Annotated in this window: 21 protein-coding genes; 19 read left to right on the forward strand and 2 right to left on the reverse strand. The window is 51.4% G+C overall.

What is annotated here, in order from left to right; all coding sequences use genetic code 11:
- Positions 1-55 precede the first annotated feature (55 nt).
- The 19 genes from mfd (at position 56) to spoIIE (ending at position 21,048) form a co-directional block, all read left to right on the forward strand.
- Positions 56-3,616 (forward strand): transcription-repair coupling factor, encoded by a 3,561-nt coding sequence (gene mfd / locus AC0YNW_RS27055; RefSeq protein ID WP_475834583.1) that lies wholly within the window; start codon positions 56-58, stop codon positions 3,614-3,616.
- 142 nt (positions 3,617-3,758) lie between these two features.
- Positions 3,759-4,868 (forward strand): peptidylprolyl isomerase, encoded by a 1,110-nt coding sequence (locus tag AC0YNW_RS27060; protein WP_475834516.1) that lies wholly within the window; start codon positions 3,759-3,761, stop codon positions 4,866-4,868.
- Between the two features lie 166 nt (positions 4,869-5,034).
- The gene (locus AC0YNW_RS27065) at positions 5,035-6,639 is read left to right on the forward strand and encodes a spore germination protein (protein WP_475834517.1); all 1,605 of its coding nucleotides are present in this window, start codon (positions 5,035-5,037) and stop codon (positions 6,637-6,639) included.
- A 21-nt stretch (positions 6,640-6,660) separates the two neighbouring features.
- Positions 6,661-7,761 (forward strand): GerAB/ArcD/ProY family transporter, encoded by a 1,101-nt coding sequence (locus tag AC0YNW_RS27070; protein ID WP_475834518.1) that lies wholly within the window; start codon positions 6,661-6,663, stop codon positions 7,759-7,761.
- Positions 7,758-8,078 (forward strand): hypothetical protein, encoded by a 321-nt coding sequence (locus tag AC0YNW_RS27075; protein WP_475834519.1) that lies wholly within the window; start codon positions 7,758-7,760, stop codon positions 8,076-8,078. Before AC0YNW_RS27070 ends, AC0YNW_RS27075 begins: the two co-directional genes overlap by 4 nt.
- Positions 8,069-9,007, forward strand: a complete 939-nt coding sequence (locus AC0YNW_RS27080; RefSeq protein ID WP_475834520.1) for a Ger(x)C family spore germination protein — start codon at positions 8,069-8,071, stop codon at positions 9,005-9,007. Before AC0YNW_RS27075 ends, AC0YNW_RS27080 begins: the two co-directional genes overlap by 10 nt.
- 65 nt (positions 9,008-9,072) lie before the next feature.
- Positions 9,073-9,267 carry a CLC_0170 family protein gene (locus AC0YNW_RS27085; protein WP_387479955.1) on the forward strand — a complete coding sequence of 65 codons (195 nt, stop codon included), beginning with the start codon at positions 9,073-9,075 and terminating at the stop codon, positions 9,265-9,267.
- Positions 9,268-9,336: 69 nt separating this feature from the next.
- Entirely contained in the window at positions 9,337-10,209 is an 873-nt protein-coding gene (locus AC0YNW_RS27090; protein ID WP_475834521.1) for an SPFH domain-containing protein, read from the forward strand.
- Between the two features lie 13 nt (positions 10,210-10,222).
- Positions 10,223-10,396 carry a type II toxin-antitoxin system antitoxin gene (locus AC0YNW_RS27095; protein WP_182914504.1) on the forward strand — a complete coding sequence of 58 codons (174 nt, stop codon included), beginning with the start codon at positions 10,223-10,225 and terminating at the stop codon, positions 10,394-10,396.
- A gap of 449 nt (positions 10,397-10,845) precedes the next feature.
- Complete coding sequence (gene spoVT, locus AC0YNW_RS27100; RefSeq protein ID WP_387479953.1) at positions 10,846-11,388, forward strand: stage V sporulation protein T; 543 nt, start codon at positions 10,846-10,848, stop codon at positions 11,386-11,388.
- A 153-nt stretch (positions 11,389-11,541) separates the two neighbouring features.
- Positions 11,542-13,215, forward strand: coding sequence for an oligosaccharide flippase family protein (locus AC0YNW_RS27105; protein WP_475834522.1), 1,674 nt, complete (start codon positions 11,542-11,544; stop codon positions 13,213-13,215).
- A 32-nt stretch (positions 13,216-13,247) separates the two neighbouring features.
- Complete coding sequence (gene yabN / locus AC0YNW_RS27110) at positions 13,248-14,756, forward strand: bifunctional methyltransferase/pyrophosphohydrolase YabN (RefSeq protein WP_475834523.1); 1,509 nt, start codon at positions 13,248-13,250, stop codon at positions 14,754-14,756.
- Positions 14,757-14,941: 185 nt separating this feature from the next.
- Entirely contained in the window at positions 14,942-15,214 is a 273-nt protein-coding gene (locus AC0YNW_RS27115) for an HU family DNA-binding protein (RefSeq protein ID WP_116050095.1), read from the forward strand.
- 3 nt (positions 15,215-15,217) lie between these two features.
- Positions 15,218-15,505 carry an RNA-binding S4 domain-containing protein gene (locus AC0YNW_RS27120; protein WP_387479950.1) on the forward strand — a complete coding sequence of 96 codons (288 nt, stop codon included), beginning with the start codon at positions 15,218-15,220 and terminating at the stop codon, positions 15,503-15,505.
- 271 nt (positions 15,506-15,776) lie between these two features.
- Positions 15,777-16,061 (forward strand): sporulation protein YabP, encoded by a 285-nt coding sequence (gene yabP, locus AC0YNW_RS27125; protein ID WP_387479949.1) that lies wholly within the window; start codon positions 15,777-15,779, stop codon positions 16,059-16,061.
- Positions 16,058-16,675, forward strand: coding sequence for a spore cortex biosynthesis protein YabQ (yabQ, locus tag AC0YNW_RS27130; RefSeq protein ID WP_475834524.1), 618 nt, complete (start codon positions 16,058-16,060; stop codon positions 16,673-16,675). The genes yabP and yabQ overlap by 4 nt, the downstream gene beginning before the upstream one ends.
- Positions 16,675-16,983: an FtsB family cell division protein gene (locus AC0YNW_RS27135; protein WP_475834525.1), complete on the forward strand. Its 309-nt coding sequence runs from the start codon at positions 16,675-16,677 to the stop codon at positions 16,981-16,983. The genes yabQ and AC0YNW_RS27135 overlap by 1 nt, the downstream gene beginning before the upstream one ends.
- A 229-nt stretch (positions 16,984-17,212) precedes the next feature.
- Positions 17,213-17,707 (forward strand): S1 domain-containing RNA-binding protein, encoded by a 495-nt coding sequence (locus tag AC0YNW_RS27140; protein ID WP_387479946.1) that lies wholly within the window; start codon positions 17,213-17,215, stop codon positions 17,705-17,707.
- 866 nt (positions 17,708-18,573) lie between these two features.
- Positions 18,574-21,048, forward strand: coding sequence for a stage II sporulation protein E (gene spoIIE / locus AC0YNW_RS27145; RefSeq protein WP_475834584.1), 2,475 nt, complete (start codon positions 18,574-18,576; stop codon positions 21,046-21,048).
- 209 nt (positions 21,049-21,257) lie between these two features.
- Here spoIIE and AC0YNW_RS27150 read toward each other — a convergent pair whose 3' ends face one another.
- The gene (locus AC0YNW_RS27150; protein WP_475834526.1) at positions 21,258-22,343 is read right to left on the reverse strand and encodes a hypothetical protein; all 1,086 of its coding nucleotides are present in this window, start codon (positions 22,341-22,343) and stop codon (positions 21,258-21,260) included.
- Positions 22,344-22,353: 10 nt separating this feature from the next.
- Positions 22,354-23,829, reverse strand: a complete 1,476-nt coding sequence (locus tag AC0YNW_RS27155; RefSeq protein ID WP_475834527.1) for an MBOAT family O-acyltransferase — start codon at positions 23,827-23,829, stop codon at positions 22,354-22,356.
- Between the last annotated feature and the right edge of the window lie 326 nt (positions 23,830-24,155).

A 24,155-nucleotide genomic window follows, 5' to 3' on the forward strand; every position in this document is an offset into this window, starting at 1 on the left:
GCGGGGGAATGCTACAAGTCCCTAATCTATGACAAACAAAAATTTTCACCCGAACATGGTTGTGTATAGAAAAGAGGTGCCGCAAACGTTGAAAGCGCTAATTCAAGCTTTTGCCGCAGATTCGGACGTCCAGTCAATCTTGTCCGGTATCCGCAAAGGGATGCGTGAGCAGATGGTATCCGGGCTCGCCGGCTCTTCCCGCCAAGTGTTGATCGCAGCGCTGGAAGAAGCGGTAGAGCGTCCGATGCTGGTTGTGACGCATAATATGTTCTCCGCACAGAAGATTGCGGAGGATCTGCAAGAATGTCTATCACCTGATAAAGTGATGTTATATCCTGCCAATGAGCTTATGGCTGCAGAAGCGGCGATCTCGAGTCCCGAGACGCTGGCGCAGCGCATGGACGTGCTGATCAAGCTGTCCAAGGGCTATCGCGGGATTATTGTCGTGCCGTTCTCTGGCGTGAGGCGCTACCTGCCGATTAGCAGCGTTATGGCTGACGCTCAGATCAAGATCGCAGTCGGCGATTCGTTGCCGATGGACGGCTTCCTGCTCCAAATGACGGCGCTCGGCTATGTGAGGGCAGACCGCGTGGAATCGCGCGGAGAGATGAGCGTACGGGGAGGCATCGTTGACTTCTATCCGCTTACGGCATCGCAAGCGTACCGGATGGAGTGGTTCGGCGACGAGATTGATTCCATTCGTGCCTTTGATCCCGCAGAGCAGCGTTCGTCGGACCGTATGGACTCCTATGTGATTCCGCCTTGCCAAGAGATTATTGCAGACGCTACTCGTATGTCAGTTGCGGCCAGGCATGCTGCGGATCTGTTGGAGAAGCAGCTCGATAAGATGACGGACCGTACGGCGAAGGACCGGCTGCGTTCTGAAATTGGCAGCGAGCTGGAGAAGCTGAGAGAGCAAGTCTACTTTCCTGAAATCTATAAATATATTGCACTGCTTTATCCGGAACGGCAGACGATTCTGGATTATATGCCAAGCGATACGCTTCTTGTGCTGGATGAGCCGACGCGTCTCATCGAGACGGCGAAGCAGCTGGAGCGGGACGAGAGCGAGTGGGCGCTGCATCTGCTGCAGAGCGGCAAGTCGCTCCCCGGGCTGGTGCTTGCACGCGATACGGATGAGATTCTTCACCACCGTCCGTTCCCGACGTTGTTCTTATCCCTGTTCTTAAGACAGATTCCGCATAGCCAGCCGCAGAACATTCTCAATATGACCAGCCGTTCCATGCAAAATTTCCACGGCCAGATGAACGTGCTGAAGTCGGAGATGGATCGCTGGAAGAAGATTGGCGCGAACGTTATTATGCTTGCAGGCAATGCGGAGCGTATGGATCGCATGCGCCGCGTGCTGGATGATTACGGCATAGAGCCGCCTAATCTGCTGGAGGGCAATCTTCAGCAGGGCTTTGAGCTGCCTTCTTCGCATCTGGTCGTCATTACGGAAGGCGAGATGTTCTCACAGAAGCAGCGCAAGCAGCGGCGCATCGACAAGAAGATGGACAACGCCGAGCGAATCAAGAGCTATACCGAACTGAAGGTCGGCGATTACGTCGTTCACCACAATCATGGCATCGGCAAATATGTCGGCATCGGCACGTTGGAGATCGGCGGTATTCATCGCGATTACTTGCATATTCTGTATTCCGGCGGCGACAAGCTGTCGGTGCCGATCGACCAGGTTGACATGATTCAGAAGTATGTCGGCTCCGAGGAGAAAGAGCCGAAGGTCAGCAAGCTGGGCGGCGCCGAGTGGACCAAGGCGAAGAGCAAAGCGAGAGCTTCCGTACAGGATATCGCCGACGACTTGATCAAGCTGTACGCGCAGCGTCAGTCAACGCCAGGCTTTGCCTTTGGAGAGGACACGTCCTATCAGCAGGAATTCGAAGCGATGTTCCCTTACGATGAGACGAGGGACCAGCTTCGTGCGATAGAAGAGATTAAGAGAGATATGGAGAAGGGCCAGCCGATGGACCGCCTGCTATGCGGCGACGTTGGCTATGGCAAGACGGAAGTCGCGGTGCGCGCGGCATTCAAGGCGGCGATGGAGAGCAAGCAGGTCGCCGTTCTGGTGCCGACGACGATTCTGGCGCAGCAGCATTATGAGACCTTCCGCGAGCGGTTCTCCGGCTATCCGATCAATGTGCAGGTACTAAGCCGATTCCGCTCCCGCAAGGAGCAGAACGAGACGATTAAGGGATTGAAGAACGGAACAGTGGATGTGGTGATCGGCACGCATAGACTGTTGTCTCAGGATATTATTTTTAAGTCGATTGGCCTGCTGATCGTGGATGAGGAGCAGCGGTTCGGCGTATCGCATAAGGAGAAGCTGAAGAAGCTGAAAAACAACGTGGATGTGCTTACGTTGACGGCAACTCCGATTCCGCGCACGCTGCATATGTCCATGCTGGGTGTACGCGATTTGTCCGTCATTGAGACGCCGCCGGAGAACCGGTTCCCGGTTCAGACGTATGTCGTGGAATACAGCCCGGCCCTTGTGCGTGAAGCGATCGAGCGCGAGCTTGCCAGAGGCGGGCAAGTCTATTACCTGTATAATAGGGTTCAAGGCATCTACCAGATGGCCGAAGCGATCAACGCGCTTGTGCCGGATGCGAAGGTGACCGTCGGGCATGGTCAGATGTCCGAGCAGGAGCTGGAGAAGACGATTCTGGACTTCCTGGACGGCGAGTCCGATGTACTCGTCAGCACGAGCATTATCGAGACAGGCGTCGACATCCCGAATGTGAACACGCTTATCGTGCATGACGCGGACAAAATGGGCTTGTCCCAGCTCTACCAGCTTAGAGGGCGCGTCGGACGATCCAATCGAATCGCTTATGCCTACTTCACATATCAGCGGGATAAGGTGCTGACTGAGGTAGCGGAGAAGCGTCTGCAGTCTATCAAGGAATTTACGGAGTTGGGCTCCGGGTTCAAGATTGCTATGCGTGACTTGTCTATACGCGGTGCCGGGAATCTGCTTGGAGCGGAGCAGCATGGTTTCATTGCGTCTGTCGGCTTCGATATGTATTCGCAGATGCTGGCTGAGGAGATTGCGAAGCGCAAAGCGGAGATGACTGGCGAAGAAGTGGTGGAAGAGAAGACGGTCAGCACGGTCATCGACATCAGCGTGGATGCGTACCTGCCTTCTGACTACATCTATGACAGCATTCAGAAAATCGAAATTTATAAAAAAGTGGCGACTGTCCGTACCTTCGAGGAGTGCGACGATTTGATCGACGAGCTGGTCGACAGATTCGGCGACCTGCCTCAGGCGGTCAGTAATTTGATGTCGGTAGCCAGGCTTAAGATCTACGGCAGCCTATATGGAATCGAGATGATCACCCAGAAGGGAGACGATCTTATCTTCCGCATGTCCGAGACTCAGAGGGGCCGCGTTGCCCGGAAAAAAGTGGACCAGCTCTGCCTGAAGCTGGAGAACCGCTTCAAGCAAAGTGCGGAGCAAGAGTCGCCGCCGACCGTTCTCCTTCGCGGGAAAGGACTGAATATGGAGCAGAAGCTTCATTTGTCAGAGAAATTCATGGAGGGCTACAGCGAAGCCCTGCCTAAAAAGGAAGAGCTGCAGAACGCGACGTCGTAGGACAGATTCGCTTTTCGGGTTCCTTTTCTGATACAATAAAAACAGTTTATGTTCAAAGTCGGTTGGCATCATGTCATGCTTCGTGATCAGGAGTGACTATTGAACAACCTCTAATAGCTTATAATCTGAAAGGGGATTCTACATGTTTCACAGTACACGCAAATCGACATGGCGCAGAAGCGCACTGCTCGTCCTTGCAGCGGTGCTCGTCATGACGATGCTGGCGGCATGCGGCGGCAAGGGGAAGGGTGAACATTCCTTGCAATTTAAGAACGTAGACAAAGGCGAGGTTGTCGCGACATTCAAGGATGGCAAAGTTACGCAAGATGAACTTAAAAAGTATCTGGACGTCTATGTTCTGGCTCAGCCGGCTTACGAGTCGGTCGTGGAGATCCCGCAATTCCAGGAGATGCTGCTAGAGCAATACGTAAGCTTCAAGCTGCTTAGCGCTCAAGCATCTGAAGAGTCCATGAAGGAAGCACGCAAGCAAGTGGACGAGCAACTGACAGGATTCAAGGAGTTGAAAGGATCGGACAAGACCTTTGCAGACGAATTGAAAACGAAAAAAATCTCGGATGCGGACATCGCGACTTTCCTGCTGCTTAATTCCGCAGCTGTCGTGCATATGAATTCCCTGGTTACAGATGAAGATATGGCGAAAGCCTTTGAAACGATGAAAGCTGATTTTGCAGTATCCGACGTGCGCCATATCCTGGTTCAAACGACTGAGACTGATCCGAATACGCAAGAAACGAAAGAGCTCCGTACCGACGAAGAAGCGCTGGCTCGCGCCAAGGAAGTAAAAGCGAAGCTGGATGCAGGCGGCGACTGGAACGAGCTGGCTAAGACGTATTCCGATGACGGCGGCTCCAAAGACAAAGGCGGCTTGTATGAAGCAAGCCCAGGCAGCAAATGGGTAGAGCCTTTCAAAATCGCGACTTACGAGCAGGAAATCGGCGTGATCGGCGAGCCTGTCAAATCCGATTTTGGCTACCATGTCATCAAAGTTGAGAAGCGTGAAGACAAAAAGCTGGATCAACTGACTGAAGAAGAGAAGAACCAAGTAAAAGGCGCGGCGGCTTACACGTACATGGAGAAATTCATGACGGAAGAAATGCCGAAGCAAGAGCTGAAGATTACGCTGCCTAAAGCTGAAGAGGGCGCAGGCGAAGCACCAGCAGATGGCGAAGCTCCAACAGCGACGCCAGCCGATGGTGATGCTGCAAAAGGCGACGAGAAAGCCGCAGAATAAATTCAGCTATATCGCATAGAACGACTAAGACCGTTTGACCGGGCATCATGCCGGACAGACGGTCTTTTTTGTATGGGGACTTTGGATAGATTTTCCCTGAATTGAAAACACTAAAACGGATACGGTACAGGACGGACTGCGACTATCGATGAAGGGCGGTGACAGCATGAGGCTAATCAAGGGATATAGGCGAACGAGGCAACCGAAGAAGCTTTCTACCAACCATACGTTGTCTGAATACAAAGACATGAGACTGAGCGGCTCGCTGAAGCAGCTGGAAGATATTATAGACCATACGCTGGGTACAAGCGCCGATCTGGCCGTGCGCAAGTTTCAAGTATTCGGCCGCTTCCCCGCCGTCATGTTCAGCTTCTCTCATATGGTTCAGCAGGCAGTGGTCAATGAAGATATTATCAGACCGTTCATGCATGTCCCTAGACATCTGCAAGATCGCAACATCGAGCTGGCGCAATTGCCGGACATTCTCTTGTACGAGACGCTGTATCACGGGGAAGCTGAATTGCAAGGAGAAATCGATCTCTTGATTCGGGGGGTGTTGGGCGGGGATACGGTTGTGGCCATTGAAGGCATGTCAGAGGCTTTCCTGATCGGTACGCGCAGTATCGACAAGAGAGGCATCGAGCAACCAGCTACGGAGCAGGTCATCCGCGGACCGCGTGAAGGCTTTATCGAGTCCTTAGGCACGAATTTGGCCCTCATCCGTTATCGGCTGCAATCGACTGAGCTGCGTGTTGAATCCAGAGAGATCGGAACCCGGACAAAGTCCAAGGTAGCCATATGCTATATGGATGGCATTACCGACCCTGAGCTGTTGAAGGAACTGGATCGCAGGCTGTCGGAAGTGAAGATTGACGGTGTGCTGGATTCTGGGTATCTGGAGCAATTTATCGAGGACAATAAGTGGTCGCCTTTCCCTCAGGTACAGTATACGGAGCGGCCGGATAAGGTCGTGGCCAATTTGCTTGAGGGCAGGGTCGCGATTCTTGTTGATGGCTCTCCATTGGCTCTGGTTATTCCTACTGTATTCGGGCAGTTCTATCAGACGGTAGAAGATTATACGGAGCGATTCCTGCTCATGAGCGCCATTCGAATGGCGCGTCTGGTTGCCCTGATCTTCTCGCTTGTCTTTCCGTCCTTGTACGTCGCTATCATTTCGTTCAATCCTGAGCTTATCCCGACGGAATTCGCAGTGGCTGTAGCAGGCGGAAGAGCGGGCGTGCCGTTCCCGGCTGTCATTGAGGTGCTCATTATGGAAGTCTCCATGGAAGTGCTTCGGGAAGCGACGATCCGATTGCCTCAGCAGGTCGGCGGCGCCCTGTCGATTGTCGGCGTGCTTGTCATCGGACAAGCAGCTGTAGCGGCAGGCTTCGCCAGCCCGATTACCGTGGTGATTATCGCGCTGACTACAATCGGTTCATTCGCAACGCCGGCCTACAATGCCGCGCTCGCGCTTCGGCTGCTGCGTTTCCCGCTCATTATTATGGCTGGCATATTCGGCTTGTACGGCATTATGGTCGGTCTTATTGTGATCGCGAATCATGTGCTGTCGCTGAAATCATTCGGCGTGCCTTATCTGAGTCCGCTCGTGCCGGGGGATAAAGAGGGGATAAAGGATCTGCTCATACGGGCACCGATCAAATGGATGAAGAACAGACCGGCATTTCTCCATCCTCAAGATAATATAAAGCTGCAAGTGGAAGATCAGGCTTCACCCCCGAGCACTGATGAAACAAGTCCGGAAAAAAGATAGGCGGAAGGAGCACCATCGATCATGGCTAACACGCAGACCAGACAAATTACGGTTCTTCAGACAGCGGCTATACTCGTCAGTACGATTATCGGCGTAGGTGTGCTGTCGCTTCCTCTGTTTGCGGCCAGGGCGGCCGATTCGGCTGCTCCGATTGTGACTCTCTTTGGCATTATCGTCGCTTTCATTGGACTGGCGCTCATCACATGGCTGGGCATACGCTTCCCGGATCATACGATCATCGAATACAGCGAGCAAATTATCGGCAAGTGGATCGGGCGGCTTGGCAGTGTATGTATTATTGTATTCTTCGCTGTGTTGACATCGCTGACCGCCAGAGAATTCGGCGAGGTGGTGGTTACCGCTGTATTGAAAACAACGCCGGTCGAAGTAACCGTCATCGTGATGCTCATGCTGGCCGCGATATCGGCGCGGAAGTCGCTGACGACCTTCGCGTATATTCATAATTTCTATTTTCCCTTGCTTCTGGTGCCTTGCTTGTTAATCGCCATTCTGTCGCTCAGTAATGCAGAGATTATCAACCTGCAACCGGTGATATGGTCCAAGCCTAATCATGTTCTTCTAGGAACGATTACGATTGCCGCGCTATTCCAGGGCTCATTCATCCTGACTTTAATTATCCCGTCGATGAGACAGCCCAAGAAGGCCATGAAGGCAAGCGTATATGGGATTTTGATTGCTGGAGGACTCTATTTGGTCATTGTATCGGCAGCCGTCAGCGTCTTCGGCGCTGAGGAGATTAAGAAGCTGCTATGGCCCACGCTGGAGCTGGCTAAGGGTACTAATTTGCCGGCTAATATATTGGAGCGGCTGGATGCGGCGTTTCTCGCCGTATGGGTGACAGCGGTATTCACGACGCTGCTGTCCAGCTACTTCCTGACCGCATATGCGATGAAGCAGCTATTCCGTTTGCGCGAGCATCGGGTATTCTCGTTTATTTTGTTTCCGTTTATTTTTTTCATGGCGATGATTCCTCAGAATGTGACTCAGCTTTATGGCATCATCGAGCATGTCGGTCGATTCGGCCTGATTATCACGATTGCTTATCCGGCGGTCTTGCTGCTTCTAGCTATGATGCGCAAGAAGAGGGGGCAGGTACAGTGAATACCAAGGGGACGCGCCGCTCCTTACGATTTATCTGCGCAGTTCTTCTGCTGACCCCCTTGTTAAGCGGTTGTTGGGACCGGCTGGAGATCGATGACCGGGCTGTTGTACTGGGCGTATCGATCGATGAGGTGGGAAGCGAGGAAGCGGCGAAGCGCGAGGAGAACGAGGTAACCCATGTGAGGGGCTCTCTCCCTCCTCCGAAGGAGGGGATGGTCAGGGTAGGCGTGCAGATTGCGCTTCCTGGTCAGATTCCGCTTGGTCCCGGCGAAGCGGGCGGCGCGGGAGGCGGCAGTCCGAACCGACTGTGTGGGTGATTCATGTGGTCGGCCACTCTATTAACGATGCCTTTATGAATTTGCAGCAGCAGGTATCGAGCCGGCTGTTCTTCGGTCATCTGCGGATTATCGTCATCTCGGAAGCAGTCGCGGAGAAGGATATGAGCAATATTAATGATTACTTCCGCCGCAACCCGGAAATACGCAGAATGGCCTGGATGATGGTGTCCAAAGGAAGGGCATTCGAGCTGATGAATGCGGCCCCCAAGCTGGAGCGGATACCGACGCTATACTTGTTGTCCACACTCGACAATGCGATTAAGATGGGCAAATTTCCGAAGGATTATATTGGACAGTATTGGAGCAACTCCTCGAAGAAAGGGCAGGAAGGTTTCTTGCCCTACGTGGAGATCAAGGAGCAGGATAATGTCGAGATTCAGGGGCTGGCCTATTTCCGCGGAGAGAAGCTGGTCGGCATCACGAAGCCTCTGGAGATATCCGGGTTCCTTGGTCTGCGCGGCATTAATCCGGCTGGTTATCGCGCGGTCGTTCTGCTGGATTCGGAGGATATGTCTACCGCCGTTATGACGAACGTGACGCATAGGCATTCCAAGATTGATCTAAGTGTGAAGGATGGCAAGCCGCATTTTCGGATTAGAGTAGAACTGGAGGCAAACCTGGCAGAGAAGATGAGCAGCAGCATATCACTGGATGATCCTGCAACGATCGCCAAGATCGAGCGAAAGCAAGAGGAAGGCTCCGTCCAGTTCTATAACAATATTATTGAGAAGACACAAAGCAAAGGCTCCGATATATTCGGATTTGGCGAGATGGTCCGAGCCAAAAAACCGGGGTACTGGCATCAATATATCGGGACGAAGGAAAAGTGGCAGGAGATGTACAAGGAGACGACCTTCGATATTGATGTAGCGGTACGGATTCGCCGTATTGGCATGAAAGCTACGTAACGCATCGATTTTTTGGCCTATGCGATGGAGCAAGAATAGGGCTGTAATAGGAGGAGATGGAAAAAATGATGTTAAGCGTGGTCACGATTGGCCTGTCAGGTTACCTTTTTTTCATCTGTGTCTTATGCGGCTTTTTCCTGCTGTTCATCGATGCCAAAGAAACCCATGTAACCAAAAGAGAATACCGATTGTCCAACATCTTCGGCTGGATTCACCTGATTCTGGGCGTTTCTATTCTGTTGATCCTTTGGCTAGCATAAAATATCAGTTGCTTATATTTGTAAAAAGTGATATCATTAACATATCATAATGATATGGGAGTGAATCTCATGAGAGAGAAAAAAGCATTATATGTCAGCGGATATCTGGCACTTCTAATTGCGATTGTTGCAGCTGTAGGCGGTGCGGCGCTGATCATCCTTCAGCTGTCCTCGACGTCTGTATCGGCATTCAGCATTCTACTGGGAGTTGTGCTTCTCCTAGTGGCCTTTCTGATTACGACGTCATTAGTTATTGTTCAGCCGAATGAAGCGAAGGTTATTACCTTCTTCGGCACGTATATTGGTACGATTATCGAGAGCGGCCTATGGATGGCTCTGCCGCTTACGACAAAGGCGACGATATCGCTTAAGGTGCGCAACTTCAACAGCCAGAAGCTGAAGGTGAATGATGCGGAGGGCAATCCTGTGGAGATTGGCGCGGTTGTGGTCTTCAAGGTCGTGGATACGGCCAAGGCTACCTTCGACGTCGATCATTACGAGCGGTTCGTCGAGATTCAGAGCGAGACGGCGATCCGTCATATTGCAGCACAATATCCTTACGACATCTTCGATGACGAGAATGGTGTATCGCTTCGCGGCAATGCGGATGAAGTGGCAGCCGAGCTGCAGCGCGATCTTCAGAATAGGCTGGAGGTTGCAGGGGTGCAACTGGTCGAGACGCGGATTACGCACCTCGCTTATGCGCCGGAGATCGCAAGTGCAATGCTGCAGCGTCAGCAAGCAATTGCGATTGTAGCGGCGCGCCAGAAGATCGTTGAAGGGGCAGTCGGCATGGTAGATGCCGCGCTGCGGAAGCTGGAGGAGAACGGAATCGAACTGGATAGCGAGCGGCGGGCCGCGATGATCAACAATTTGATGGTTTCGATCGTATCCGACAGGGCGGCGCAGCCTGTCATCAATACGGGCTCTCTGTACAGCTAAGGAACGCTGAATTATGGGGAAAGAGAAGAAGGCGTTCCCGCTGCGCCTCGATCCCGACATCCATCGTGCGCTTGAGCAATGGGCCGCTGACGAATTCCGCAGCGTGAACGGTCATATCGAATTTCTGCTGCGCGAAGCGCTTAGCAAGGCAGGACGGCTTGGAAAGCCCCGCAAAGAAGAGGAATAATCGGGACGGCATATGCAGACTGGCTGCGTATGCCGTCTTTGTCGTAGATGGACAACTCTGGATACATACGGCTAGAGAGGGCATCATAAGGCTCTGGGCCGTGAGGGGCAGCTCGCATTTGGCGGTTCTTCAAGGGAACAGCGGGTCGTATTGGAGACGTGCATAAGAAATTGGGAGCGGATGAATACTATGGTCAGATTCAAATTCTCCATTGAAGAATCTTAACACTTCAGGTACCGGAGCAGCACCAAGACCCTACGATAACAACGGCCTGCTGCGAATGTTCTGGTATGGGATATGATCTGCCAAGCTGCCGGCTTGGCGCTACCCGGAAGAAATTCGAGGACGCCGAAAGTCCTCGTGGAGCTCTCAGTGATGTTTTTTTATAAAAAAGTGATGCATGAATCCAGTCGATTCAAAATCCTCTAGGGAAAGCGGGGCAACAAGAAATGAAAGCAACTGGAATTGTACGTCGTATCGACGATCTCGGGCGTGTGGTGATTCCGAAGGAGATTCGCCGTACGTTGCGTATACGCGAGGGCGACCCACTGGAAATATTCGTTGACCGTGACGGTGAAGTCATCTTGAAGAAATACTCCCCGATCGGCGAGCTGGGCGACTTCGCCAAGGAATATGCGGAATCGCTGTACGAGAGTACCGGGCATATTACGCTGATTGCCGACCGTGATACCATTATTACGGTAGCGGGGGCTTCCAAGAAAGAACTGTTGGACAAGCCTGTCGGCAATACGCTGGAGTCATGCATGGAGAATCGCAAGACGCTTGCGGAAACGAATGGCGGCGCTTATGAAATTGTGAAGGATGTACAGGATCAATACAGCTCGTTCGTCGTGGCCCCTATTATTGCTGGCGGAGACCCCATCGGTGCGGTTGTACTGCTGAGCAAGGATGATTCCGTCAAGATGGCACAGCTTGAGACGAAGATGGCCGAGACGGCTGCAGGCTTCCTCGCGAAGCAGATGGAGCAATAAGCGATATCTTATTGGCGCCTACACATAAGAACATGAAGACACGGCTTCTCCGCACAGCTTTCGTGTTGCGGAGAAGCTTTTATTTTTGTATCTGCTCCCGTTTACGGTATAATCATTAATCATAACCATTCATAGGGAGCAGGGGACTAACATATGGGCCGGACGGCATCGAGACTTCGCGGAGGCGGAATCTGGCGGAACGGCGTAATCCTGATGGCAGGGGCTGCGCTCGTCTCCAAGCTGGTAGGCGCTTTGCAGAAGATCCCGCTGCAGAATTTGGCAGGAGACCGCGTATTCGGCATCTATAATGCCGTCTATCCGTTCTATCAGCTGATTGCGGTCTTGGCTACAGCGGGTCTGCCTACGGCAGTATCTATTATTATTGCGCGCAAGCTTAAGGAAGATGAACCTCTGGAGGGGACAAGGAGTACGGTTATCGCCGCATCGATTCTTCTGGGAGCGACAGGCGTCTTCGCGTTTCTGGGAATGTGGCTTTCCGCCGACCTGGCGGCATCATGGATTGGCGATGATTCGGCGGCACTGGCCATCCGTGTATTGTCGGCTGCGCTGCTATTCGCGCCGTTCGCTGCTGTGCTTCGCGGCTATCAGCAAGGGAAGAGACGGATGGGCTTGTCTGCCGCATCCCAAGTCACGGAGCAGTGCGCACGCGTTGCGATTATGATTCTAGCGCTGCAAATTGGCTTGAATGCGGGCTGGAGCGATTCCGCCTTGGCTGCGGGTGTGATGAGCGGAGCGGGCGCGGGTGCGCTCGTCGCGCTTGTGCTTCTGTCGATAGGAGGCTGGCGCGAGCGGGCGGCAAGACGGCAAACCGCTCGAACCCCGTTGGGAACCCGCCGTATTCTGCGGGAGATGAAGGAATTGGCTGTCTTGGCTGCTCCGGCTGCGCTGGCCTCTATCGTCGTGCCGGTTGTAGGGGTGGTCGATGCCTTTATGGTGCCGCGTCTGCTGGGAGACAGCGGCATGGCTGAATCAACGGCGATGAGCCTCTTCGGCGTATATAGCCGCGGCGGTCCGCTGGTGCAGCTTGTTACGATGGTCGCGGCTGCCGCAGCAGCGGCCATGGTGCCGGGTCTCGTGACCGCTAAGGCCGGAGGCCAGTTGGACGAGCTGCAGACCCGTCTGTCGTTGCAACTGCGGATGGCCTGGATGATGGGCGGGGCGGCGGCCATCGGCCTCTTGCTGCTGGCAGAGCCGCTCAATATCATGCTCTACAAGGATGCGAAGGGCACGCTTGCCTTCGCGCTTGTCGGCTGCACCGCGCTGGCCGGCTGTGTGAACGCGATTGTCGCGCCCGCGCTGCAAGCGCTCGGCTCGGCGCGGGTGCCTGTGGCGCTGCTCTTGCTCGCAGCGCTGCTGAAGGGCGCGCTGAACGCCGCGCTGGTGCCCTCCCTCGGCATCGAGGGAGCAGCGCTCTCCGGCGTGATCGCGCTAAGCGCCGCCGCCTTGCTGGGCGCGGCGGCGCTGCGCCGTGCGGCTGCGGGGCTCCGCCTGCCGCACGAGCGGTTGAAGCGGCGGGCGAGCATTAGCCCCGCCGCCGCAGGCTTGGTCGCGCTGGCGGCTATGGCCAGCGCGGTACTGCTTGCCCAGCGCGTGCTTGGCGCCGCGCTTGGGTATGGGCTGCCGCAGCGAAGCTTGGCGGCAGCCCTGTCGCTGGCGGGCGCAGCCGTCGGCGTGATCGTCTTCGCCGTCGCCGCTCTGCGCGCAGGCGCGATAGACGCGCGCGAATGGCGCGCGATTCCGGGCGGCGATCGGCTTGCCGCCCGGCTGCGGCGGCTTCGGCTGATCCCGCCGCTGGACGAGCGGTAGCTCGTCCCCTTACATAAGGAGGAGGATTCAAGGTGGCATATTCGCCAATTGTGATAGTTGGACTTGGCTCCGGCGACCCCGATCAACTTACGCTGGGCATCTGGCGGCAGCTGCAGGCGGCGAAGCGCGTCTTCGTCCGTACCGAGCACCATCCCGTGATGGCTCTGCTCCAAGAACATAACATTCCGTATACCTCATTCGACAGCTTGTATGAGCAGCATGATTCATTCCCGGAGGTGTATGAAGCCATCGCTGCAAGACTGCTGCAGGAAGCGCTGCAAGGCGGGAGCGAGTCTGGGGCTTCGGCACCTGCCGATGCTATTCTCTATGCTGTCCCCGGCCATCCGATGGTGGCGGAGCGCACGGTACAGCTGCTTCGCGAGCGTTGTGCGGCAGAGGGCGTAGAGCTGACCGTACTGGGTGGCGAGAGCTTTCTGGACGCAGCCTTCGCCTCTCTGGGCCTTGATCCGATTGAGGGCTTCTCCCTGCTGGATGCGGCGGAGCTGAAGGCTTCTCTTCTGCAACCGGAGTTGCATACAGTCATCGGTCAGGTGTATGATGCTTTTACCGCTTCTGACGTCAAGCTGGCGCTGATGGAGCGATACCCGGAGGATTACGAGGTCGTTATCGGCCATGCACTGGGTGTACAGGGACAGGAGCGGATCATCTCCGTTCCGATCTATGAGCTCGACCGCAATCAGGAATACGGCAATCTCTCGATCATTTATGTGCCGCGCTCCGAGGATCCGGCCTTGCGCAACCGGACGTTCGAACGGCTGCATGAGATCGTGGCCATCCTGCGCAGTCCTGAAGGCTGCCCGTGGGACCGCGAGCAGACGCATCAATCGATTCGTAAGAACTTCATTGAAGAGCTCTATGAGGCTTTGGAAGCCATTGATAACGACGATCCTGACGGCATGCAGGAGGAATTTGGAGATGTCATTCTGCAAGTGATGCTGCATAGCCAGATGGAAGAGGAAGTTGGCGCATTCTCGGTCTATGACGTCATAGAGACGCTGAACGAGAAGCTGATCTTCCGTCATCCTCACGTGTTCGGCGAGACTGGCGCACAGAATGCGGACGAAGCGCTAGCGAACTGGGAAGGCATGAAAGCGGAGGAGAAGCGGAGGAAGGGAACAGACGCGGCAAGGGTGTCGCAGCTGGACGGCATTCCGCCGGATCTGCCCGCACTTATGAAGGCTTACAAGCTGCAGAAGAAAGCGGCGAAGGTCGGCTTCGACTGGGATGAGCTGGGACCTGTCCTATCGAAGATCGAAGAAGAGCTGCTAGAGCTGCGAGAAGCGATCTCTTCCGGAGACGGAGAGAAGCAAGCGGGTGAGCTGGGCGACCTGCTGTTCGCCGTTGTGAATGCGTCGCGGTTCATCCACGCTGATCCCGAGGAAGCTCTCTCTCGGACGAATCGAAAGTTTAAGAGCCGATTTCAATATATTGAAGAGCAGCTTCGTATAAACGGCAAAACTTTTGACCAAACTGATTTACTAGAGATGGATCGATGGTGGGAAGAGGCTAAGAGACTTTAGCTTGTATGACTTTCGCCACAATTCGCCTAAATTCCGCACTATTCCCAAAAAAAATTGCAGTACGCGGCAGGATTTTGTTCTCTCAAGCAGAATAAGTATTCTTCGTAAGAGCAGATTTTGCTAATGGGTGAGCCGCCTCGACGCGGCAGCCACAAATAACCGTTATTTATTAGGAGGATATTCACATGAACAAAACAGACCTGATCAACAACATTGCAGAGAAGAGCGGACTAACGAAACGCGACGTTGAAGCTGTCCTGAACGGCTTTCTTGGCGAAGTAACTGACGCGCTTGCAAGCGGCGACAAAGTACAATTGATCGGCTTCGGTACTTTCGAAACTCGCAAACGTTCCGGCCGCGTGGGCCGCAACCCGCAAACGGGTAAAGAAATCACGATTCCAGAATCCAAAGTTCCTGCATTCAAAGCAGGCAACAAGCTGAAAGAAGCGATCAAGTAATACATGCGCTTAGATAAATTTCTCAAGGTGTCCCGCCTGATCAAACGCCGTACCGTTGCGAAGGATGTATCCGAGCAAGGGCGCGTGTGGATTAACGGCCGCGAAGCGAAAGCGAGCAGCGCCGTCAAGGTTGGGGACGAGCTCCAGATCCAGTACGGTCAGAAGATCGTGACGGTCCGCGTGGAGCGTCTCACCGAGACGACCCGCAAGGATGAAGCCAGTGAGCTCTATACCTTGGTGAAAGAAGAACAGCGCCCGCGCGAGAATGATCTCGATTGGGAGAAGCAATAATAGAAGGGCTGTCCGGCTTAGGCCGGGCGGCCCTTTTCTGCTGCAATTAGGTATCGTGGATAGTTGGCTGTGCATAGAGCCTTCGCATTCAGGGGACGCTTGTCCTAACGAAGCTCTGTCCCCGTCTATTCCAGATTCGAAGCTTTCGCGACCGCAAAACACTTAGGGCATTTCATTTTGGAATTGTCCCTCCGCCTAAGATTCGCAGGTTCTAAACCTTGTCCTTCTCCCATACAGTAATAGAGAAATTAACGAAGCGGGGGACGAGTCTATGGCGGAAGCGGGCAAGGGGCAGAAGAATCAGGATGTAAAGCTGATTAATCGGAAGCTGCTGGAGCTTACCGGGGTCGTGAATGTGGAGAGCTTCGACAGCGAGGAATTTCTGCTGGAGACGGAGCTGGGCTTTCTGACGGTTACCGGACAAAATTTGCATATTAAGCATTTGAGCCTGGAGCAGGGCTTAGTTGCTATTGAAGGATTGGTCCATTCTCTCGCCTATCTGGACGGAGCGGCAGCCAGCAAGTCCAAGGGGCTGTTCGGAAAGCTGTTTAAGTGACGTTAAGCGTACAATGGATGACGGTAGCCGTCATGCTGCTATCCGGGCTTAGCATGGGTGTCGTCTTTGACGGATACCGCGTTGTGTCGAATGAGCTGCGATTTCCGCGATGGTGGCTGCCGGTGCTTGATATCATCTATTGGATGGCGGCTGCGGTCGTCGTGTTCCGAATGCTGTATGCCAGCAACAATGGCGAGGTGCGGGCATACGTGTTTCTAGGACTGGCTATCGGGGTAATCCTCTATTATTGGCTGTTAAGCAAGCCAGTGATCGGCCTGGTGAAATGGATAATCGGCGCTATACGAGCTCTTATCTCATTCATTTTGAAGGTATTCGACATTATGATCGTCAAGCCGATTCTGTTGCTTTACAAAACCGTGATGGTCATTTTAGGATTTGGGTCTGCGCTCACTATTTTCCTTCTAAAAATTGTGGTACAATTGGTTCGTCCAATTTGGCTATTGCTGTTATGGATGATAAAGCCTGTGACTCGCCCGCTGGGGCGCTGGCTGAAGCCGCATTGGGAGCGATGGAGGGTAGAGGAGCGTCTCGCGAAGGGACTAGCTGCCATTACCAGGCGTTGGAATCAATGGTTTAGGAGGGGTCAGCGTTAATGTCGAAAGCAGCTGCAAAAAAATCAGTAAGCGGATCTGCCGCGAAACGCCGGTACAGGATCTGGATGATGTTCATTGTCCTGTTCATGGGCTGGGCGGGTTATACCTTATTCGGTCAAATGCAGCAGCAAAAGGCGACGTTCGAGAAGCTGACGACGATCGAGAGCGGGATTGAGGAAACCAGGTCTCAGACAGAAGCGCTCAAGCGCGAAGTGGAGCGCCTGAACGATCCAGAATATATCTCTCAGCTGGCTACCAAGGAGCAAGGAATGGTAAAAGAGGGAGAACAGCAAATATTTAGCGAATAATGGGGCGCCTTATCGGGTGAACGTCTGTTGACCTTGCTTCGGCGATTCGGTTATAATCACGATAGATACAAGACTTTATATGGCGGGGCTAGAGGATGTTTCAAATACGGCAATCGTGTTTAATATCGATTGAACCCGGCTTAATGACGAAATAAGTTTTGTTCGAATCAAGCTCGATATGTCGGGCAATGAATTATCACAAAACTTTGAGAGAGGAACATTTTATTTTATGGCAATTGAAGTGGGCGCCAAGTTAGAAGGAAAAGTGACGGGCATCACGCATTTTGGGGCATTTGTCGATTTATCGGGAGGTGTCACGGGTCTAGTTCACATTTCAGAGATTGCCGATAACTACGTCAAGGACGTGAAGGATCATCTGAAGATCGACGACGTCGTGAAGGTCAAAGTGATCAACGTTGATAAAGACGGAAAGATCGGACTCTCCATTAAGCAAGCCATTGACCGGCCAGAAGGCCATCAGCCACCACCGCAACGTGAGCGTGCCAGCTCAGGCGGACCTGGAGGCGGAGAACGATTCAACCGCGGAGGCCAAGACCGAGGCGGACGTCCCTTCAACAAGCAATCGTCTGGCAGACCGTCCTACGGCAAACCGTCATTCGAGGATAAAATGTCTCGCTTCTTGAAAGATAGTGAGGAGCGTATCTCTTCCCTGAAGAAGAATACGGAAGGCAAACGCGGCGGACGCGGTGCCAAGCGAGTATAAACCATTACGTTACTTACTACCCTATAGATCAAGCAGGACCTACGTGGTCCTGCTTTTTTTATTGCGCTGGGGCGGGCTGCCAGAGGTTGGCATCTACTCAGCCATGGCATGATCCGTGCGGATCGTATGAATTGAAGGAGTAGAGCGAGTTGATTAAGTCGTTGTAATCGACTAAAAGCCGAACTGGGGGTATTAAGAGCGAGATAGATCGGTCGGACCGACTTAAAAGTCGCGCTAGCGGTGCTCAGAGTGAAATAGGTAGGTCGGACCGACTTAAAAGTCACGCTAGCGGTGCTCGGAGTGAAATAAGTCGGCGAGACCGACCTAACAGCCGAGCTGATGGTACTTTGAGTGAAATAAGTCGGTACAACCGACTTAAATTCACAAACGCAGCCTTCGCACGACTAACTGTAGCCGACAACCTCGCCTTTCTAGTCCGATGAGTTTCTCGTCTTACGCCAGATGCTGTCAGCAAGGGGCACAGAGCAAGGCAATTGCTCATTACCTGTCGAGTACGGCAGCACGGAAGTCGGTTTGAGCGATATTCCTATTTGAAACAAATACTTTTCTTCCATCCTCCGCTATTCCCGACAGGTTACCGCGTCCATTCGCCATCAAATTGGAAGCGCTATCTGTCTTTTTTGTTGACAGTGAACACGCTAGCGAACAGTACGTATCTCGGTCAAAGCCAGTAGGGGCGTGCGATTGACCCTGACGTGACAATGACTGCAAGTCCATGCAATTTTGTCGGAAAAAACTTTTGGGCGTATTACGATAAGTGACAAACTTCATAAGGACAGGCTCCTATAATTGGAAATACAATAAAACCGGATTGGTGGTGTCAAGTAGTGAAGAAGGAAAGCGTGATGGGAATCCCGGCGCTGAAGCGAGCGGGATGGTTTCAAACAACCGTACAGAGAGGGAAGGATATGCGTGCCGTCAAGGGGGCGGTGAGCATGCTTCTCGCCAAGAAGTGGACCATACTGCTTGTTGCTATCGGATTTTTGCTTGGACGAGCCGTCATCTTAGAGTCGTTAATGCCTTTTGCCGTCGCTTACTTTGCCGTCCTTTATTTTATGAGAAGGGATATTTATGGTTGGGTAGCCGTCTCGCTGGTAGCGGGAAGCTGGTTCGCGGTTGATCCTGCTCCGTTATGGATCGCGATGGAGATTGCCGTGCTGTTCCTGCTTATGAAGGGGCTGGAGGCGTACGAGAAGGCGGAGCTGTCTACCGCCCCTATTCTGGTCTTTACCGCTACGCTTCTTGTACAGATGTTCAGCGTCTTCATAGGAGATACGCTCAGCTGGTACAGCTTTATGCTTGTGGTGGTGGAGGCGGCACTGGCGTTCGTGCTGACGCTGGTATTCATTCATGCGATACCAGTTCTCACAATGACCAAGAAATCCGCGGCACTCAAGCATGAAGAGATTATCTGTGTCATGATACTGCTTGCATCCGTCATGACGGGAGCCGTGGGATGGATCGTATACGGAATGTCGGCTGAGCATGTGATGTCGCGTTATTTGATTCTTCTCTTTGCAATGGCTGGTGGGGCGCCGCTTGGAGCTTCTGTTGGCGTCATTGGAGGATTGATTCTGAGCCTGGCGGATTTCAGCGCTCTAATGCAGATGAGTATGCTGGCTTTTGCGGGATTGTTGGCGGGGCTGCTAAGAGATGGAGGCAAGATGGCAGCTGCGTTCGGCCTGCTGCTAGGCACATCCATTCTTTCTATATATATTGGCACGGGGGCGGATGTCATGAGTTCAACATGGGAGTCCGTTGCAGCCGCTACGCTGCTGTTATTGACCCCAAGGGGCGTCATTCGTACAATTGCCCGTTATGTGCCGGGAACGAACGAGCATGTGAAGTCGCAGCATGAGTATGCAAAGCGAGTACGGGAAGTAACGGCGGAGCGGGTATCCCAATTCTCCGATGTATTCCGTCAGTTGTCCCGCAGCTTTGGCCAATTGAATCAAAATGTAGCGGAGGTGAAGCGCGAGGAGGAGATCGGACATTTCATGAATGCGGTAGCGGAGCGCAGCTGCGCGAGCTGCCATCGGCAAAAGGCTTGCTGGGAGGACAAGTTCTTCCACACCTACAAAATGATGACCGATATGATGACGACCGTAGAGGAGAACCAGGTTCCGGGGACAAAGGAACAGCCGCGCACGTGGACATCCCATTGTGTGAAGTCATCTCAGGTGCTGACGGTTATGAAGCATCAATATGAGCTGCATCAGAACAATAAGCATTGGAAGAAGCAGATTCTGGATTCCCGTCAATTGGTCGCAGACCAATTATTAGGCGTATCGCAGGTCATGGAGGACCTATCGAGAGAAATTAAGAGGGAGGGCCAGACGCTTCATCTGCAGGAAGAGCAAATTAGAGAGGCGGTAGAGGGACTGGGGTTGTCCATCCAAGGCGTAGATATCGTGAATTTGGAGGAGGGGAACGTCGAGATTGAGGTGTATCATTCATTCGAAAGAGGCTTCGACGAATGCCGCAAAATTATCGCGCCGCTGCTCAGTGATATCCTTGGTGAGCATATCGCAGTGAAGATTGAAGTGCCGCCGGCCAAGCATGGCGAGCCGACGATGGTCACATTCGGTTCAGCGAAGCAATATGAGCTGGAGACAGGCGTAGCTGGAGCAGCCAAAGGCGGGGATCTGCTGTCGGGAGACAGCTTTAGCCTGGTGGAGCTTGGCAACGGGAAGTTTGCGGTTGCGATTAGCGACGGGATGGGCAATGGAGAGCGAGCACGCCAGGAGAGCAGCGCGGCTCTCTCGATCCTGCAGCAGCTGCTGCAATCCGGCATGGACGAGAAGCTGGCGGTGAAGTCGGTCAACTCGGTGCTGCTGCTCCGGTCTTCGGAGGAGATGTATGCTACGGTCGATTTGGCGATCATTGATCTCTATACAGCTCATACGACCTTTATGAAGATCGGTTCTACGCCTAGCTTTATCAAGCGCGGCAAAGAGGTCATTCCAGTAACCGCTAACAATTTGCCGATCGGCATTATTCAGGATATTGATGTCGATTTCGTCTCCATGCAGCTGCAGCCCGGCGATACGCTCGTCATGATGAGCGACGGCATCTATGATGCGCCCGGCCATGCGGTGAACAAGGAGATGTGGATGAAGCGCATCATTAGCGAGATGCAGACGGAGGACCCGCAGGAGATTGCGGATACGTTGCTGGAGACGGTCGTGCGTTACCACGAAGGCGACATCGTAGACGACATGACCGTGCTCGTAGCCCGTGTGGACAAGCATCTGCCGGAATGGGCGTCGTTCAGATGGCCGGGAGTAACGAGGATGGAGCGTCCTAGGACGGTGAGTTGATGGAGAGCGGACAAGCTTTAAAGTTAACAAAATCAAGGGAGGTATGGATATAAGCATCAAGAATGATTAGGAATTTAGAATGTTAGTTATGATCCCCTCAGGGTAGACGACGCACATCGTTCATCTAATAAGATGAACTTGACCGTTGTTTAAACTGAGGGGGATTTCGTGTGTAAAGGAATAATGGTTACTAGTGCAGTGTACAACCCTTAATAATGAAGAACCAGCTCTTGCATATTTTTATCTTTTTCGGCCCATTGCTCTCTTGATATTCTTAAATCATCAAGATGTTCATTAATATTGTCTGGAGTTAATCTTATTCCGAACCAGGGAGGCACCGTCTCTACTTCTCTACCTAACATACGGTATAACATCAGATCACCGGTCCTCTTCGAGAAGTGGGACAAGTCGTCGTAATAGGAGTCATGGTAGAGCGAACTCATTGATATGTCATGAAAACCGGAGAAGTCCCAAACAGGGGCAATCGTTGAGAGTTGACGTACCCACTCTTCAAGATCCGACCAGTAATTTTTTTGCCATATCGATTCAAGAAGTATAGCATGCATTGGACCTATGTAAAGATACAGCGCAATATCATTTTGATCACAGAGCTCTTTAATTTGCTGAATATAATTTATACTGTCGGTTGAGAGTTGGAACTGGTTAGGTATAGTGTTCAAATCTCGGTTTATATCTGCAGGTATTCTAAAGCTCTCATCATAGCTCCCATCATCGAGAAATTGGCTTTCTGTATATATTATGGAGTGATTCAGATTGTCATACAACACTCTTACGCTATCAGTAAATACCGTCTTGGTTAAAAGTGTCGCAAATAAATCCTGAAAGAGCAAAGGGTTGTCTAACCGTTCTTCTACAAAGTTAACATGATTCTTATGCGTTTCATTAAAGGTTTCAAAATCTAATCCTAGATATATCGTTTTTAAATTTTTATTATTTTTCAATAGATATTCCACGTATCTCAGATGGATATAAGGACTAGAAGCGGAAAGGCCCAAATTATAGCTATCTTCGCCTGTCAGAGCTGTTAGTGTAGAAGGATTCAAGCGCATTGCGCGTGAGGTGCCCAGAATTATAGCTTGAGACTGATATCTCATACTGTGAACGGTTTTAAACAAATAAGGATCTCTATTGCTTATTTTATTATAGTTATAATCATTTTTCTTTGTATGGTATATTCCGTAAGGATCAACGAAGTAGTTAGTTGTAGCTACTATTGTAAGAATTAATGTTGCTAAGATTAAGGTAGATATAGCCCATTTTTTTTGTGTTTTCATTATTGCCACCTTAAAAGTTAAAGTATAAAAACTCTGTTATTCTATTTAAATTCATAATCGAGTAAACAAGCAAAATAATAATAAACAGTGCATTCAGTAAATTAGGCTTAAAGGCCGCCGCTTTCTCGGATGTATTTTTAAAACCTAGTATAAGAATAAGTCCAATAAATATGTAGAGAAGCGACAAGGTTTTATTTTCTAGAGGTGTAGATGCAAACCCTATCCCAATCTCCTTTACCGGCTGGAGCAACACGCTTAATTGAGTCGGTAAAAGTGCTCCATTTAATCCCATCATAGCCTTTATAAAATGAATAGCCATACTTATGGACTCAACTTTAAAGAAAACAAGTATGAAATTCACATATAAGAAGGTTATTCCCCATGCGATTGCCTTGGGCAGCCTGATGGATGTTTTTCTCCATAAGCGATAAATAATAATTCCTGCCCCAATCAACAAGCCCCAAATAATAAAATTCCAGCCTGCTCCATGCCAAATACCGCTGATTAAAAACAACAGAACCAACGACAGGCTCGTTATCCATTCTGTTTTGAGCCTTAGAGTTTTTGTCATAAATGCGCTTCTGGATAGTTTGCGGTTCACAGGCACATATACGTATTCATATAAGAAACGGGTTAACGTAATATGCCACCTAGACATCATTTCTTGAATATTGGTTGCTTTATAAGGAGAATTGAAGTTAATAGGAATCCTAATGTTAAAGAACAGGCCTAAGCCTACGGCCATGTCCGAATAGCCGCTAAAGTCAAAGTACAACTGAAAGGTATATGACAATGCCACAATCCAAGCATCGAAGAATGTAATGGTGTCCAAGACGCCCATGCCGCTTGCCACAGTCGTAGAGAATTGATCGGCAAGAATGACCTTCTTAAATAACCCGATTGTAAAAATGTATATGCCTAATGAGATGTTCTCATAGTTGATTCGATGGTTGGCTGGCAGCTGGAATTGAGGCATCATTTGACGATGATGGACAATTGGCCCGGCAATGAGCTGAGGGAAGAAGGTAACAAATAATGAGTAGTTAATAAGACTCTGTTCCTTGACCTTGCCGTTGTAGCAGTCGATGATATAACTGATTTGTTGAAAGGTATAGAAACTGATCGCCAGCGGCAGAGCTATATTCAGAAGAGTAAGATTGGCTGAAAATAGACTGTTCACGTTGGACAAGATAAAATCGAGGTATTTGAAATATCCGAGCAAGCCTAAATTAAAGACAATGCCAGTAATTAGTGCAGGCCTCGCCTTATGAGAAATCAGATATCTTCCAACCATATAGTTGGCTACAATGGATATGAGTATTAGTGGCAGATACGCTGGGTTCCACCAACCGTAAAAAAACAACGAGCAAGTCACTAACCAGAGTTTGGAGAAGCGCTGTGTGGCTGACCAGGCATTGAGCACAAAGTAGCTTACGAATACAAAGGGCAGATATAGAAAGATGAAGTGGGGCGAGTTAAACAACATGTCCTTATGCTCCTGTAGGTAGATGCCCGGCAGTCCAGTAAACGAGTGACGTGATCTATCTGTTTAATAGATGAACATAGCTATTATACGAAGCCAGATGATGTTTGATCAAGAAATTTATGTTAGAGTTTGTCGAACTATACGTTAAAACTCAGTCTCCGTTCTTATAGCGGGGGCTTTTATTGTGGGGAAATTAGGACTTAAGAAATAGTTATATACGGACAGACGTTCTGTGAATATAATTAATCTTGTTGTCCAGAGAGAGTGAAATTTTAGGAATGGAGGAATGATTTTTAAATCGTTTTGTCATATCAAGGAATACATAA

This window comes from Paenibacillus sp. J31R120, assembly GCF_056269225.1.

Excerpts from the sequence above, each read along its gene's own strand:
- mfd (WP_475834583.1), top strand. The coding sequence starts at position 56 with ATGGTTGTGTATAGAAAAGAGGTGCCGCAAACGTTGAAAGCGCTAATT.
- AC0YNW_RS27060 (WP_475834516.1), top strand. The coding sequence starts at position 3,759 with ATGTTTCACAGTACACGCAAATCGACATGGCGCAGAAGCGCACTGCTC.
- AC0YNW_RS27065 (WP_475834517.1), top strand. The coding sequence starts at position 5,035 with ATGAGGCTAATCAAGGGATATAGGCGAACGAGGCAACCGAAGAAGCTT.
- AC0YNW_RS27070 (WP_475834518.1), top strand. The coding sequence starts at position 6,661 with ATGGCTAACACGCAGACCAGACAAATTACGGTTCTTCAGACAGCGGCT.
- AC0YNW_RS27085 (WP_387479955.1), top strand. The coding sequence starts at position 9,073 with ATGATGTTAAGCGTGGTCACGATTGGCCTGTCAGGTTACCTTTTTTTC.
- AC0YNW_RS27090 (WP_475834521.1), top strand. The coding sequence starts at position 9,337 with ATGAGAGAGAAAAAAGCATTATATGTCAGCGGATATCTGGCACTTCTA.
- AC0YNW_RS27095 (WP_182914504.1), top strand. The coding sequence starts at position 10,223 with ATGGGGAAAGAGAAGAAGGCGTTCCCGCTGCGCCTCGATCCCGACATC.
- spoVT (WP_387479953.1), top strand. The coding sequence starts at position 10,846 with ATGAAAGCAACTGGAATTGTACGTCGTATCGACGATCTCGGGCGTGTG.
- AC0YNW_RS27105 (WP_475834522.1), top strand. The coding sequence starts at position 11,542 with ATGGGCCGGACGGCATCGAGACTTCGCGGAGGCGGAATCTGGCGGAAC.
- AC0YNW_RS27115 (WP_116050095.1), top strand. The coding sequence starts at position 14,942 with ATGAACAAAACAGACCTGATCAACAACATTGCAGAGAAGAGCGGACTA.
- AC0YNW_RS27120 (WP_387479950.1), top strand. The coding sequence starts at position 15,218 with ATGCGCTTAGATAAATTTCTCAAGGTGTCCCGCCTGATCAAACGCCGT.
- yabP (WP_387479949.1), top strand. The coding sequence starts at position 15,777 with ATGGCGGAAGCGGGCAAGGGGCAGAAGAATCAGGATGTAAAGCTGATT.
- AC0YNW_RS27135 (WP_475834525.1), top strand. The coding sequence starts at position 16,675 with ATGTCGAAAGCAGCTGCAAAAAAATCAGTAAGCGGATCTGCCGCGAAA.
- AC0YNW_RS27140 (WP_387479946.1), top strand. The coding sequence starts at position 17,213 with ATGGCAATTGAAGTGGGCGCCAAGTTAGAAGGAAAAGTGACGGGCATC.
- spoIIE (WP_475834584.1), top strand. The coding sequence starts at position 18,574 with ATGGGAATCCCGGCGCTGAAGCGAGCGGGATGGTTTCAAACAACCGTA.
- AC0YNW_RS27150 (WP_475834526.1), bottom strand. The coding sequence starts at position 22,343 with ATGAAAACACAAAAAAAATGGGCTATATCTACCTTAATCTTAGCAACA.
- AC0YNW_RS27155 (WP_475834527.1), bottom strand. The coding sequence starts at position 23,829 with ATGTTGTTTAACTCGCCCCACTTCATCTTTCTATATCTGCCCTTTGTA.